This window comes from Microtetraspora sp. AC03309 (genome assembly GCF_020826795.1).
In the GTDB taxonomy this organism is placed as follows: Bacteria; Actinomycetota; Actinomycetes; order Streptosporangiales; family Streptosporangiaceae; genus Microtetraspora; species Microtetraspora glauca.
The window spans coordinates 128,539-140,957 of record NZ_JADDIL010000009.1; the positions used below are offsets into that span (position 1 = coordinate 128,539).

Genomic DNA, 12,419 nt, shown 5'->3' on the forward strand with positions numbered 1-12,419 from the left:
TTTTCCACGGAGCTACGCGATCACGAGGGTGCGATGGCCTCGGCGGTTCGCCAGAGCTCGGGCAGGGTGGCCAGCACGCGCTCACCGCGGCGCCGCCGATCGTCGAACGTCTCCGCGCCGAGGTCCGCGAGCAGCGCGCGCAGGCCGTCCTCGTACGGCCGGGTGGCGGAACCGGCGACGGACAGCTTCGCCAGGCACCGCGAGTACGTCGCGACCAGCCAGAAGACCGCCTCGCGATGGAGCCCGCGTCCGATGAGCTCCCGGGTTCCGCCGATCGAGATCGCGCGGCCCGCATCGCTGACGTCCGACGCGAAGCGGTACGACTCCGCCTGGACCGCCGCCGCCGCGTCGAACGCCTTCTCCAGCACGGCGAGGTGGTGCTCCACGCGGCTCCGGCCCATCTCGGCGCATCCCAGCAGTTCCAGGAGGCTTTCGTGGCACTCCAGCCGGTCGCGTTCGGCGAGGAGTTCCCGGACGGCCGCATACCGTCGCCGGATGGTCGGGTTCCGCAGTCCGGCGACGAGCAGGACGTGCGTCGTCACCCCGGTGCCGAACAGCCACGGCATGACCTGGTCGGGGAACGACGCCGCCGTGTCCATGCCGTTGATCATCGTGCGTACGGCGTCCGCCGCGTGCGCGCAGCGCGCCAGCACCCAGCGCCGCCGAGCGAAGTCGACGGACACCGCCCGCTGGATCTCGGTCAGCCGCCCGGTGGGGTCGGCCAGCACGCTCGGCACGTGGAAACCGCCCGCCAGGTGGTAGTCCCCCAGCACGGCCTCCGGCGTGCCGAGCGATGCCGCGGGCATGAAGGAGACCTCCAGCAGCACGCCGCGGTGGACGAACTTGCCGAGCTTCGCCGGTGCCTCGGCGGTGTCGAGCACCACCATCACGTCCACGTCGGAACTCGGCTCCAGTTCCTCGTCACCGTGCGCCCAGAGCGTGGAGCCGGTGAGGAACGCGCCGGCGAATCCGGGGACGCCCACCCCCTCCTCGGTCACCCATCGCCGTGCGATCTCCCTGGCCTGCGCGACGCGCGTCATCGTCCCTTGCCCCTTTCGTTCGTACGCGGTGGCTGTCCGTCCACCGCCGGCGTAGGGCGCTCCGGCGATGCCGGGAGCGGAGTCCGGGAGCTCAGGCGTCGCCGAGTGCGATCCGGACGAAGTCACCCGTGGTGGTGGCCCAGTAGTCCCGGAACAGCACGACCCGGCCGTCACGGACGCGCCACACCTGGACGTACGGCACTTTGAGCACGTCACCGGTCGTCTCCACGTCCACGTGCACCTCGATCTCGGCGATGATCACCTCGGGGTCCGCGGTCTCGTGCACGGTCATGACGCTCTTGTCCTGGTCGAGGCGCATGCCCGCCTGCGCCGTCCCCCGGCCGAGCGAGGTGAGCATGGCCCTGATCTCTTCCCGTCCCTGGAAGCGGCTGGGGGTCCCCGGCGGGGCGAACGGGAACTCGATGACGGCGTCGTCGCTGAAGAGGGCGGCCTGCGCGTCGCGGTCTTCGGTCAGCCCCGCGCGGAGATAGCGCTCGAAGATCTCGCGGGGCCCGGCCGTGGTCGTGCTCATGACTGTCTCCTCTGATCGCCGATACAATCGGAGTCGTGACTCCGATTAGAGGATACGAAGTGATGACTCCGTTTGTCCATGGGGTGCCTCGATGAGCGCCTCCCCGGCGGGCCGGCCGATGCGCGCGGACGCCGCGCGGAACCGGGCTCGCGTCCTGGAGGCCGCCGAGGCCGTGTTCGCCGAGAACGGGACGTCCGCGTCGACCGAGGACGTGGCCCGGCGAGCCGGCGTCGGCATCGCCACCGTGTTCCGGCACTTCCCGACGAAGGGGGCGCTGATCGAGGCGGTGTTCGCCGGGCTCATGCGGCGCTTCGCCGACGAGGCCGACGCCCTGTGCGCGGCCGAGGACCCGGCCGAGGCGTTCTTCTCCTTCCTCACCCGGATCGTGGACGTCTCGGCCACGAAGAACGCCTACACCGAGGCGCTGACGGCCGCCGGTGTCGACGTGGACGACGTCCTCGCCGAGGGGCGGCAGGAGCTGCCCCGGGCGCTCGGCGCGCTGCTCGACCGCGCCCAGCGAGCGGGGGCCGTCCGCGCGGACATCGGCGTTCCCGAACTGATCGTGCTCATGGTCGGCACCTCGCGCGCGGCCGAACGCGCCACCCCGGAGATCCAGGCCCGCATCCTGGGGATCGTCTTCGACGGTCTCCGGCGCTGATCGGCCGTGCGGCGCCTTCGGGCCGCTCTGTCGGAGCGCCCGAGCGCCCCGCGCCGACGCCTGACCAGGCGGACCGGCTCCTCCCGGACCGCGAACGCACCTCCGGTCGTAACGACCACACATGCGCCGCGACCCGCGTCTTCCGTCCGGACGACGTGGGACCGCATGTCCGTCGCGACTGCCGCCGGCGGCGTCACACCGGCGACATCACCTCGTACAGGTTCCGTGCCGAGTCGACGAAGAACAGGCCGCGCGGGCACAGCGGATGATCGATCCGCCCGTTGTCCGGGTGGGCCGGATCGTTGCCGTACGGCACGCCGGCCGCGCGGATGCGGGCCAGGATCTGGTCGAAGGTCGCCGGGTCCACGTCGAACGCCAGATGGTGCCCTTCGGGATTCTCCACGGTCATGAAGTCGAGGGTCAGCGTCTCGTTCACCCGTACGGGGGCGAAGTGTCCGTTGCGACCGGCGGGCGGCAGTTCCTCCAGACCCATGATCGACGCGAAGAACCGGGCCGCCTGGCGGTTGTCGACCGCGGGGACGATGGTGTGGTTCAGGGTGATGGTCACGTCACGCTCCCCGGGTCATTGAGTGCACCGTGGAGGAGAACGCCGACGAAGTCCTCCACGGTCGCCTCCGCACCGCCGGAAGTGGGGTGGAGCCGGGTGAAGGGCATCCCGAGGAAGATCGAAGCGACCTTCCCCGGCTCCAGGCGAAGCGCGTCGCGATCGGGTTCGATCAGCTCGGCCACGGCGTCGCCGAGCACTCTCATCGACGCCTCGCGGCTGCCCGGAGGCGGCCGGTCACCGGGTGAGCGGCCGCGGCCGTGGCCGGAGGCGTGCAGGCTCCCGATCACCGCGCCGATGCGCGCAAGGTGGGCGCGCAGTGCCTCGGCGGCCTCGATCAGCCGTGCGGACAACGGCTGGTCGAGGGGGATCGAGGCCAGCTCGCGCAGGACGTGGTCGGGGTTCACCGCCTCGGCCACGCACGCGTCCAGCACGTCGTCCTTGTCCTTGAACGCCCGGAAGATGGTGGCCTCGCCGATGCCGGCGGCCCGGGCGATCTGGCTCGTGGTGACCGCGGCGCCGTTTTCGGCGACCAGCGGCAGCGCCGCCGCCACGATCATCGCTCTGCGTTGTTCGGAGGTCATGCCCGGCGCGCGTCGCCGGGGAGGCGTGTCTGGCTTTTCCGTCATGCATGAAAGCGTACGGAGTGAGTACTCACTCCGTCAAAGGGGTATTCGACCGCCGTCCGTCCCGGTGGAGCCCGGTGACGTTCCGGATCCCGCACACGGCCCCCGTAGGGAGGCGGGTCGCCACGAGGTCATGCGCCCGACCCCTTCTGGGCGCCGACCCGCGTGATCGGTCGGCGGCCAGGGCCTCGGCGAAGCGCGCGGCGCGCCTGGTTCGCGACGGTGTACGCACCGGTGGCGGGTAGTGCGGCAGACTCCCCAGGAGAAGGAGGCACATTGATCCATATTTCTGGACGTGTATGGCTCTATCCCGCCGACCCGGACCCGGCCAGCGTCCAGGGCAGCGTCGCCGTCATCGCCGATGACGCGGGCAGCGTCGTGGTCGACGCCGGACACAGCCCGGACCTGGCGCGGCGTGTTCAGGCCGCGATGATCCGGGCCGGGCTCCCGCCCGCCCGGCGGCTCGTCTACACCCACCATCACTGGGACCACACCTGGGGGGCCTGCGCCTGGGACGGCGTGGAGGTCGTCGGCCACGAGACCGGACGCGCGTTGATGGAGGCGGAGGCCCGGCGGCCGTGGAGCCACGCCTACCTGCGCGAGCAGATCGCCGAGAATCCGCGGCTCGAACCCAGCTTCGGCGCCAGGGCCAGGGCCATGGACTCATGGGAGGGCTTCCGCCTCGTCCCGGCCCACACGACCTTCACCGACCGCCTCAGCCTGCCCGGCGGGATCGAGGTGCGGCACGTCGGCGGTCACCACGCGCCCGACTCGATCGTCGTGGCGGTCCCCGACTCCTCGGTGATGCTGCTCGGTGACTGCTTCTACCCGCCGCCGTACCACCTGCGCGTACCCGGCGACGAGCCGGACCTCGCGCAGCTCGGCACGCTGGTCGACGAGGGGTTCGAGTGGTACGTCGACAGCCACGACACCCCGTGGCGCAACCCCCACCTTCCGCGCTGAGACCGGAACCCGCCGCCTTGTCGAGATGAGACGGCGCGAGGACGCCGAGGGCGAGGAGCGCGGGGGAGCGGCGTCATGGCCGTCCGGAGGCGTCCCGTGTCGTCCGGTGGCGCCCTGTGTCGTCCGGTGGCGCCCGTGCCGTTCATGGCGTCCGGCCCGGCGAGGGTGTTCTCCGACTGCGGTCGTTCGACGGGGGTCAGTAGTCCCAGAGCGCGTTCTGCACGATCGTCGCCAGTCCCGGCGTGGCCCACTGATCGACGATCAGGATCTTCTCCTTCGGCAGATACCATTCACGCTGCTTGAACGTCGTCTTCTGCAGGCCGTTGTCGTACCGTACACACCGGCCCGGGTACACGCGGTAGTGCGCCTTGTGCATCACGCCGACGTTCCGGTACGCCGCGGTGATCGCCTTGCCCAGGACCTGGCCGTACGCGGGATTCGTCGCGCACGGCGCCACGTCGCTCGCCGGATAGTACGGGCCCTGGTCGGGGTCATATCGCTGGAAGCCCTCGCCTCCGGTCTTGAGTGCCTTCGGCCCGATCACCCAGAAGCTGTCGCACCGAGGCTCGAAGTACTTTCCCTTCGGCCGCGCGCAGGAACCCGTCACCACCCGGACCTGGTCCGCGCTGCCGTACACCTGCCAGGAACTCGGGATCTCCAGGGTCAGCCCGCCGCGCAGCCGCAGCATCGTGGTCCCGGAGGACGCCGCCGACGCCGGTACCTGAACGGTCAGCGAGGCGACGCCCGCCGCGACGAGCAAGGTCATCATTTTTTGCATCATGGCGGCGACGCTATCGACGCCGACTTGCAGATGATCTTGATTTGTCTAGGGATTTCCTGACGAATGCTGCCCGTCGGCGAGTGCGCATCCGCGTACGTCCCCGTCGACCCGCCGCCCATCAGCGCCTGGAGGAGGACGCACCCGGGCCGCGCTACCGGGGCGGGCGACGGGCCGAACTCCACCCTCGCCCTGCGAGGCGTGGTGATCGACCTGCCCGGCTTGGGCCGGGGCCGGCGGCGAAATCCGGTTGTCACATCCGCAGGACTGGTGCTGGGGTGGGCGGATGGATCGCGACACGGTGCTGGCGGCCTTCGACCGCCAGATGAGGCAGGACATGCGGGCCGACGGCCCCGGCGCGCGGGTCGAGTGGGCCGACGGCGTGGTGCGGCAGGTCGGCCCGGACGACGCCTGGAACGGCGTCGTCTGGTCGGACCTCGACCGGTCCACCGCGGACGCGGCGATCACGGCGCAGGTGCGGTACTTCACCTTGATCGGGCGCGAGTTCGAGTGGAAGCTGTACGCCCACGACCGGCCGGACGACCTCTCCGGGCGGCTGCGAGCGGCCGGTTTCGTGCCCGAGCCGGAAGAGACGGTGATGGTCGCAGAGATCCGCGACCTGCCCACCGCCGTCGAACTTCCGGAGGGGATCCGGTTGCTGCCGGTCACCGACGCCGCCGGGGTGGAGCTCATGACGGACGTTCACGAGCGGGCTTTCGGTACGGCTCGCCCCCAGATCATGCGGAGGTTCCTCGCGCAGATGGCCGAGGAGCCCGGCTCGGTCGCAGCCGTCGTCGCCATGGCCGGTGACGTGCCGGTGAGCGCGGCACGGGTGGAGATGCACTCGGGCACGCGCTTCGCCAGTCTCTGGGGCGGGGGAACCGTACCGGCCTGGCGCGGGCGGGGTGTCTATCGGGCGCTCGTCGCCTTCCGTGCCCGCGTCGCGGCCGAGCGCGGCTACCGCTATCTGCAGGTCGACGCCTCCAACCAGAGCCGCCCCATCCTGCGCCGGCTCGGCTTCGAGCCGCTGAGCACCACCACTCCGTACGTGTACCAGCCCTAGAGCTCGGCCATCTCCGGCGCCTTTTTCGCGTCTGGGCGACGGGCGGTTCACGGGGCACGGAGGGTCGCGTGCCGGCACCTCGGTCCGAGCGCCTACCGGGCGCCTACCGGGCGCCTATCGGGCGACGCGTCGCCGGCCTGGCGACGAGGATCCGAGCGGCGCGGCGTGGGTAGCGGATCGTTGATTCCGGCGAGGAGATGACGATGCCCGATATGCGACCCATTCTCGTAACCGGCGCCGCGGGGCGCGTCGGAGCGGTCGGCCGAACCGTGGTCGAGATTCTGCGGCAGCGCGACCTCCCTGTTCGTGCGCTCGTCCATCACGAGAACGACCTGGCCCAGGCGCTGCGCGCGACGGGAGCCGAGGTCGTGGCCGGCGATCTCACGCGCGGTGCGGATGTCGTCCGCGCGATGGCCGGCTGTCGTCGCGTGTACTTCGGCATGAGCGTGTCCGCCGCGTACGTCGACGCGACGGTCACCGCGGCGGCCGCCGCTCGCGAGCAGGGGGACGTGGAGGTACTCGTCAACATCTCGCAGATGACGGTCTCCCAGATGAGCCTCACGAGCACGGCGGAATCGACGCAGCAGCGGCTGCACTGGCTCGCCGAACAGGTCCTCGAATGGTCCGGCCTGCCGGTCGTGCACGTACGGCCGACCGTGTTCATGGAGAACCCGCTTTTCATGGCCTTCGCCGTTTCCTCGATCGCGAAGGACGGCACGATCCGGCTGCCGTTCGGCTCCGGCCGTACCTCGCCCGTCGCGGCCCGTGACGTCGCCGAAGTGGTCGCGACCGTCCTCGCGGACCCCTTCCCGCACATCGGGAAGGTCTACGAACTGACCGGGCCGCGATCTCAGGACATGACCGGCATGGCGGCGGAGTTCTCCGAAGCGCTGGGCCGGCCCGTCACGTACGTCGATGTGCCCTATCGGCAGTGGGTCGACCGGGAACTGAGCGCGCTCGGGCTGCCCGACCACGTGTTCGAGCACCTCGCCGTCATGGCGTGCCTCCACTCGGAAGGTCGCTACGACCGCGCGACGCGTGACGTCGAGGAGGTCACTGGAAGGCGGGCGTCCAGTGTGCGGGATTTCGTCGTGGCCAACCCCGCGCTGTTCCAGAGCTGAAGCCGCCGCCGGCGCCGGCGGTCTCGTCAGTGGAACGTCCTGGCGCCGGTCGAGACGCTCATCCCGATCTGGGTGACCATCTCCGCATGAGGGGCTGGTTTTCGGCGGAGTGAGAGGACCGCCGGAGACGTGCGTCTACTGACCGGCCATGAAGACGGCGCGAAGGGTCGTGTTCAGCACCCGGGCCGCGTCGTTCTGGTCGAGCCGGCCCGCGTCCACCTCCTGCGCCGCGCTGTGCAGGGTGGCGTAGAAGTGCGCGACCAGCCAGGTCGGCGGCAGATCCGTACGGAAGACTCCGTCGTCCTGGCCGCGGAGGATGAGCCGCTCGACGCGGGCGAGCGCCTCGTCGTGGTAGTGACGGATGCGCTCCGTGGGCAGGACGCGGTCGGCGGCGGCCAGCAGGCGACGATTCCTGTCGAGGAGCTCCCAGCTGGACACGATGAGCCGGCTGATCGCCTCAGGCGCGGGGAGCTCGTCGTAGGCGGAGTCGTCGAGGGCGATGTTCGCCAGGGTGACCGCGTGGTCGAGCACGGCCTCGAGGAGGGCTTCTCGTGTGGGGAAGTGCCCGTACAGGGTGACCCGGCCGACGCCGGCGGCCTTGGCGATGTCGGCGGTGCTCGCGTCCGGGTCCTTGACCAGCAGGTCGAGTCCGGCCGCGACGATCGCCGCGATGTTGCGCTCGGCGTCGGCGCGCCGGGCCGGCCGCTGGCGTGGAGGCGTCATTGACCTGGCTCCTGGTCGATCGGGGTCGAGCGTCGATCTGGGGTCGAGCGTCGATCCGGGTTCGGGCGTCGATACGGATTCGGCAGGGCGACGACACGCCCTGCCCGGAACCGTATACGGTCCGCCCCGCGGAGTGAGATCGCAGTACGCGGGGGCGCTGCGCGGCCCTGTCAGTGGACGTGTGGTCCGTCGAGTGCGGGCAGCTTCCCTGAGGGCAACAGGCCGAGGGCGACGACCGCTGAGATCACCGCGGTGACCGCCCAGGCCGTGAACCCGTTCGTGAATCCGGTGACGGTACCGCCGATCAGACTGGGCGCGGCGAGGCTGGAGGCCACCGCGACACCGATCGCCCCGCCGAGCTCGTGGAAGGTGTTGACGACACCGGAGGCGAGCCCCGACTCGTGCCGGGCGACCAGCGAGAGCGCGGTGGTGGTGGCCGACACGAACACCGCTCCGAGTCCGACCGAGGCGACGACCAGGCCCGTCACCAGGACGACGGGGGTGATGGCGAGTACGGCGACCAGCCCGGTGCCGATCGCGGCCAGGGCCAGGCCGGTCGCCGCGGGGACACGGCCGCCGAGGCGCCCCACCAGCCGGCCGCCCAGGTGCGCGCCCAGGCCGGTGCCGACCGCCACCGGCAGGAACAACAGGCCGGTGACCAGGGCGCTGTACCCCTGATGGCGCTGCAGATAGAACGAGCCGAGGAAGAACAGGCCGATCAGCAGCCCGGTGGCGACCAGCATCAGGAACGCGCCCGCCAGGACCGGCCGCTGCGCGAGAAGCCGGACGCGCATGAGCGGGGCGCGCACCGCTCGTTCGACTACGGCGAAGAGGATGTAGAGGATCGCCGCGGCGGCCGTCGTCGCCACCGTGACCAGGTCACCCCAGCCTTCGTCCCCGGCGTTGACCAGGCCGTAGATCAGGGATCCGGTGGCGGCGGTGACGAGCAGCGCCCCCGGCAGGTCGACGCGCTGCCGCGTGGGTTGTGCCGTACCGGCTCGGACGACGAGGGGCAGCGCCACGAGTACGGCCAGGCCGACCGGGACGTTGATGAAGAAGATCCAGCGCCAGCCGGGTCCGGCGGTCAGCGCGCCGCCGAGGAGCACGCCGACGGCCGATCCCGCGCCGCCGATGGCGGCCCACACTCCGAGCGCCCAGTTGCGCTCCGGGCCGTGGAAGGTGGTGGTGACGGTGGCCAGCGCGGCGGGGGACAGCAGTGCCGCTCCGATGCCCTGGCCGATCCGGCCGCCGACCAGCAGGGCGGCGGTGCCCGCGAGGCCGGAGGTCAGCGAGGCGAGGACGAAGATCGCGAGACCGGTGAGCATCAGGCGGCGCGCGCCGAACAGGTCCGCCAGCCGCCCGCCGAGCAGCATGAGGCCGCCGAAGAACAGCGTGTACGCGGTGACGACCCAGGTGAGGGTGGCCCGGTCGAGGCCGAGGTCGGCTCCGATGTCGGGCAGGGCGACGTTCACCACGGTGACGTCGAGGATCAGCATGAACTGGGCGACGCTGATCAGCGTCAGCGCCCGCCATCGGCGCGGGTCCGGCGGCGCGTGATGGACGGTGGGGGAGCTGTGGATCATGACACCTCATAACTCGAACACTGGTGTACGAGTTAATACCATAGCCCCGCAGGGTATCCAAGTCGCCGGGAGCCGGTGACCATCACCTCTGATTCGCGGGCGCGGCCCCCTGGCCGATGGCAGGGGGCCGCGCCCGGCGCCGCTCGTGCGTGTCGGCCCGGCCTGGCACGCGCGGGCCTGTCAATCCGGCCTGGCGACCTGCGTGAGGAAGACGACGCCGTCGATCATGTCGAGCTGGGCCGCGTCCAGCGGGAAATAGGCGAAGTCGTGGGAGACGCGCGGGGCGGGCTTCGTGACGGCCTCGGCCAGGCGGCGGGCGTCGATGAGAGAGTGGTCCCACGGGAGCGCGGACAGGATGCCCTCGACGGTGTCCGGGGGCGGGGTGTTGTCGCCGATCCTGCCGAGGGCCGAGGCCAGGAAGGCGTACCGGGCGCCCAGGCGCGTTCCGGTGATCGCCCCCGCGCTCCACCACTCCAGCACCTGGTCGCCGAACGGCATGAAGCTCTTGTTCCGCTGCAGGTGGAGGTTGGAGGCGAAGACCAGGGCCGGGCCGTGCTCGGCGACGGCACGCAGATTGGCGGCCATCATCGCGTCCCGCAGGGCCGACAGCCGGGTCCACCGTGCCGGGGACGCGTCGGCCATCCAGTGGTGGTAGCGGAGCAGACCGACGGCGGTGCGCCCGTACAGTGCCGCCCGCTCCCTGTCCTCCGCGCTCAGCCGCGGCGCCTGCGTGTCGAGCAGCGCCACCAGGTCGTCGGCGATCACCCGCAGCCGCTGGGCGTCGGCGGACTGGCCGATCGACTGGGACGGATCCATGGCCGCGGCCTCGTTCTCCCACCGGTCGTCCGGGCCCAGCAGCGTGTCGAGGGTTTCCCTCGTTACTACAGTGCGGGGGAACGGGCCGTCGAGGAGGGCGTAGAGGGCGGTGAGCGCCTGGCGCGGGCTCGCCGCCCAATACTCCAGAGGGCCGTCGAACCCGAAGAACCGGAGCTTTTCGTCATGCTCCTCGTTGTACGCCCGCATCCAGCGTACGAGGTCGCGGTTGGCCGGTGAGGTGCCGAAGCCGTGGCTGAAGCCGCGTCCCATGACGTCGTCGAGCGTGCCCGCGCCCGTCCTGATGTGGTCGTCCACCACGAGTCCCATGAGGCAGTCGCTCTCGATGGCGAACGACCGGTAGCCCTCGTGCTCGACCAGATGCCGGAAGATCTCGTTGCGCAGCTCACCCAGTTCCCCCACGAAGTGCCTGGCCTCGCCCAGGCCGAGCAGCAGGGGCGTGGCGGGAAGCGACCGGAGGAACGCCGAGACGCCCGCGCCATCGAGTAGCCGGGCCGTGTCCTTGATGTCCATTCCTTCAACGGTATCGTTGAACACTCGGTGTAAACTTTTCCAGGAAATCCGCACTTTCATTGCGATGGACCTTCAATCGGTGATGCATCCATGAGGCCAGTGGACCTGGCGCGTGAGCACGGCATGTCCACCCAGGCGATCAGGAACTACGAGGACGCCGGCATCCTGCCCCCCGCTGAACGCACCGTCCACGGCTATCGCACCTATACGCCGCTGCACGCGCGAGCCCTGCGCGCGTTCCTCGCCCTTGTGCCCGGGCACGGTCACCAGACGGCCACGTCGATCATGCGGGCGGCCAACCGGGGTGCCACCGAGGACGCGCTGCGGCTCATCGACGAGAGTCACGGCCAGCTCCTCGACGACCGCCGCACCCTTCAAGCCGTCGAAGCCGCGCTCCGCGATCTGGCGCCGGTCCCGCAGGAGCGCGGCGACACGTTCATCGGCCCCCTGGCCAGGAGGCTCGGCATCCGCCCTGCCACTCTGCGCAAATGGGAGAACGCCGGGCTGGTCCGGCCGCGCCGCGATCCGCGGACGGGCTACCGGATCTACAGCGCGGCCGACGTGCGCGACGCTCGGCTGGCCCACCAGCTCAGGCGGGGCGGCTACCTGCTGGAGCAGATCGCCCCACTGATCGCTCAGGTCCGCTCCGCGGGAGGCGTCGCCCCGCTGGAGTCGGCCCTGCGCGACTGGCAGGCCCGCCTGTCCGCCCGGGGCCGCGCCATGCTCAAGGGCGCCGCCGACCTGGACGCGTACCTCAGCACCCGCGAACCCTGAGGCCGGGTCACGTCCACCGCAGGAAACGGCATGGCCGCGGAAGCACACCATGCTTGAGTGCCGGGGCATTTCGCCTGATCAAGGGTTCGGCATTCGATCAAAAGCAGCACGTTGTGCCTGAGCATGTCGCGCAGTGGCGTCGTCGAACATGGTGCCGAAAGCCACTGAGGGCCTCGCCCTCGTGCGGCGTCTTCAAGGAGGCGAACGAACGCCGTCTTGATGCGGAGAGTAATGGAAAGGTAACGTATCATGATGATCGTATTACTCCCCACGGAGAGACTCTCCATGATCAGAACAGTGCTCAAGGCCGGGATCGTGACGGCCGCCCTGCTCGCCGCTCCGGTGGTCCTCTCGGCCCCCGCCCACGCCGCCACCTCGACCGTCGGTGGGACCAGCCGGGTGCCTGCCGGCGACGACGTGTACCGCGACTGGTACGCGAGCCACTCCAACTGTGTGACAGCGGGCCAGGGCGGAATCGACCGGGGCCACTGGGACCACTACACCTGCTCCGAGGGTGACTGGCTGTGGCACCTGTGGACCAACCGCTGAGCGACGGCTCGACGGCGTACGGAAGGCGCCCGCCGCGGCGGGCGCCTTCCCCGTTGTCCGCGGCGGTCGACGAGCCTCGGAACCGTGATTCTGGATC

14 protein-coding genes are annotated in these 12,419 nt (G+C 70.7%); 6 read left to right on the forward strand and 8 right to left on the reverse strand.

Translation table 11 applies throughout. From position 1 onward, the window contains the following. Positions 1-20: 20 nt before the first annotated feature. Both IMZ11_RS07350 and IMZ11_RS07355 read right to left on the reverse strand, forming a co-directional pair. Complete coding sequence (locus tag IMZ11_RS07350; protein WP_228638875.1) at positions 21-1,040, reverse strand: hypothetical protein; 1,020 nt, start codon at positions 1,038-1,040, stop codon at positions 21-23. A gap of 91 nt (positions 1,041-1,131) precedes the next feature. Then, complete coding sequence (locus IMZ11_RS07355; protein WP_228638877.1) at positions 1,132-1,572, reverse strand: nuclear transport factor 2 family protein; 441 nt, start codon at positions 1,570-1,572, stop codon at positions 1,132-1,134. Positions 1,573-1,663: 91 nt separating this feature from the next. On the opposite strand from IMZ11_RS07355, the gene IMZ11_RS07360 reads away from it, so the two are divergent. Continuing rightward, complete coding sequence (locus IMZ11_RS07360; RefSeq protein WP_228638879.1) at positions 1,664-2,230, forward strand: TetR/AcrR family transcriptional regulator; 567 nt, start codon at positions 1,664-1,666, stop codon at positions 2,228-2,230. Positions 2,231-2,423: 193 nt separating this feature from the next. Here the strand turns inward: IMZ11_RS07360 and IMZ11_RS07365 are convergent, their stop codons facing one another. Both IMZ11_RS07365 and IMZ11_RS07370 read right to left on the reverse strand, forming a co-directional pair. Further along, positions 2,424-2,798, reverse strand: a complete 375-nt coding sequence (locus IMZ11_RS07365; RefSeq protein ID WP_228638881.1) for a VOC family protein — start codon at positions 2,796-2,798, stop codon at positions 2,424-2,426. Then, complete coding sequence (locus IMZ11_RS07370; protein WP_228638883.1) at positions 2,795-3,424, reverse strand: TetR/AcrR family transcriptional regulator; 630 nt, start codon at positions 3,422-3,424, stop codon at positions 2,795-2,797. The genes IMZ11_RS07365 and IMZ11_RS07370 overlap by 4 nt, the downstream gene beginning before the upstream one ends. A gap of 273 nt (positions 3,425-3,697) precedes the next feature. Here IMZ11_RS07370 and IMZ11_RS07375 point away from each other — a divergent pair, with 273 nt between their 5' ends. After that, positions 3,698-4,384: an MBL fold metallo-hydrolase gene (locus tag IMZ11_RS07375; RefSeq protein ID WP_228638885.1), complete on the forward strand. Its 687-nt coding sequence runs from the start codon at positions 3,698-3,700 to the stop codon at positions 4,382-4,384. 196 nt (positions 4,385-4,580) lie between these two features. On the opposite strand, the gene IMZ11_RS07380 is transcribed toward IMZ11_RS07375, so the two are convergent. Further along, positions 4,581-5,153, reverse strand: a complete 573-nt coding sequence (locus tag IMZ11_RS07380) for a hypothetical protein (RefSeq protein WP_228638887.1) — start codon at positions 5,151-5,153, stop codon at positions 4,581-4,583. Positions 5,154-5,448: 295 nt separating this feature from the next. Here IMZ11_RS07380 and IMZ11_RS07385 point away from each other — a divergent pair, with 295 nt between their 5' ends. Together IMZ11_RS07385 and IMZ11_RS07390 are read left to right on the forward strand one after the other, a co-directional pair. After that, positions 5,449-6,225 (forward strand): GNAT family N-acetyltransferase, encoded by a 777-nt coding sequence (locus IMZ11_RS07385; protein ID WP_228638889.1) that lies wholly within the window; start codon positions 5,449-5,451, stop codon positions 6,223-6,225. 212 nt (positions 6,226-6,437) lie between these two features. Beyond that, positions 6,438-7,346, forward strand: coding sequence for an NAD(P)H-binding protein (locus IMZ11_RS07390; protein ID WP_228638891.1), 909 nt, complete (start codon positions 6,438-6,440; stop codon positions 7,344-7,346). A gap of 135 nt (positions 7,347-7,481) precedes the next feature. Here IMZ11_RS07390 and IMZ11_RS07395 read toward each other — a convergent pair whose 3' ends face one another. The 3 genes from IMZ11_RS07395 to IMZ11_RS07405 form a co-directional block, all read right to left on the reverse strand. Beyond that, a complete protein-coding gene (locus IMZ11_RS07395) occupies positions 7,482-8,069 on the reverse strand; it encodes a TetR/AcrR family transcriptional regulator (protein WP_228638893.1) in 588 nt (195 codons plus the stop codon). A gap of 170 nt (positions 8,070-8,239) precedes the next feature. After that, complete coding sequence (locus IMZ11_RS07400; protein ID WP_228638895.1) at positions 8,240-9,652, reverse strand: MFS transporter; 1,413 nt, start codon at positions 9,650-9,652, stop codon at positions 8,240-8,242. Between the two features lie 180 nt (positions 9,653-9,832). Continuing rightward, positions 9,833-10,999 (reverse strand): erythromycin esterase family protein, encoded by a 1,167-nt coding sequence (locus IMZ11_RS07405; protein ID WP_228638897.1) that lies wholly within the window; start codon positions 10,997-10,999, stop codon positions 9,833-9,835. Positions 11,000-11,089: 90 nt separating this feature from the next. Here IMZ11_RS07405 and IMZ11_RS07410 point away from each other — a divergent pair, with 90 nt between their 5' ends. Together IMZ11_RS07410 and IMZ11_RS07415 are read left to right on the forward strand one after the other, a co-directional pair. Further along, positions 11,090-11,773 carry a TioE family transcriptional regulator gene (locus tag IMZ11_RS07410; RefSeq protein ID WP_228638899.1) on the forward strand — a complete coding sequence of 228 codons (684 nt, stop codon included), beginning with the start codon at positions 11,090-11,092 and terminating at the stop codon, positions 11,771-11,773. A gap of 285 nt (positions 11,774-12,058) precedes the next feature. Beyond that, positions 12,059-12,322, forward strand: a complete 264-nt coding sequence (locus tag IMZ11_RS07415; protein ID WP_228638902.1) for a hypothetical protein — start codon at positions 12,059-12,061, stop codon at positions 12,320-12,322. Positions 12,323-12,419 lie beyond the last annotated feature (97 nt).

Excerpts from the sequence above, each read along its gene's own strand:
- IMZ11_RS07360 (WP_228638879.1), top strand. The coding sequence starts at position 1,664 with ATGAGCGCCTCCCCGGCGGGCCGGCCGATGCGCGCGGACGCCGCGCGG.
- IMZ11_RS07395 (WP_228638893.1), bottom strand. The coding sequence starts at position 8,069 with ATGACGCCTCCACGCCAGCGGCCGGCCCGGCGCGCCGACGCCGAGCGC.
- IMZ11_RS07370 (WP_228638883.1), bottom strand. The coding sequence starts at position 3,424 with ATGACGGAAAAGCCAGACACGCCTCCCCGGCGACGCGCGCCGGGCATG.
- IMZ11_RS07350 (WP_228638875.1), bottom strand. The coding sequence starts at position 1,040 with ATGACGCGCGTCGCGCAGGCCAGGGAGATCGCACGGCGATGGGTGACC.
- IMZ11_RS07400 (WP_228638895.1), bottom strand. The coding sequence starts at position 9,652 with ATGATCCACAGCTCCCCCACCGTCCATCACGCGCCGCCGGACCCGCGC.
- IMZ11_RS07405 (WP_228638897.1), bottom strand. The coding sequence starts at position 10,999 with ATGGACATCAAGGACACGGCCCGGCTACTCGATGGCGCGGGCGTCTCG.
- IMZ11_RS07385 (WP_228638889.1), top strand. The coding sequence starts at position 5,449 with ATGGATCGCGACACGGTGCTGGCGGCCTTCGACCGCCAGATGAGGCAG.
- IMZ11_RS07380 (WP_228638887.1), bottom strand. The coding sequence starts at position 5,153 with ATGATGACCTTGCTCGTCGCGGCGGGCGTCGCCTCGCTGACCGTTCAG.
- IMZ11_RS07415 (WP_228638902.1), top strand. The coding sequence starts at position 12,059 with ATGATCAGAACAGTGCTCAAGGCCGGGATCGTGACGGCCGCCCTGCTC.
- IMZ11_RS07410 (WP_228638899.1), top strand. The coding sequence starts at position 11,090 with ATGAGGCCAGTGGACCTGGCGCGTGAGCACGGCATGTCCACCCAGGCG.
- IMZ11_RS07390 (WP_228638891.1), top strand. The coding sequence starts at position 6,438 with ATGCGACCCATTCTCGTAACCGGCGCCGCGGGGCGCGTCGGAGCGGTC.
- IMZ11_RS07355 (WP_228638877.1), bottom strand. The coding sequence starts at position 1,572 with ATGAGCACGACCACGGCCGGGCCCCGCGAGATCTTCGAGCGCTATCTC.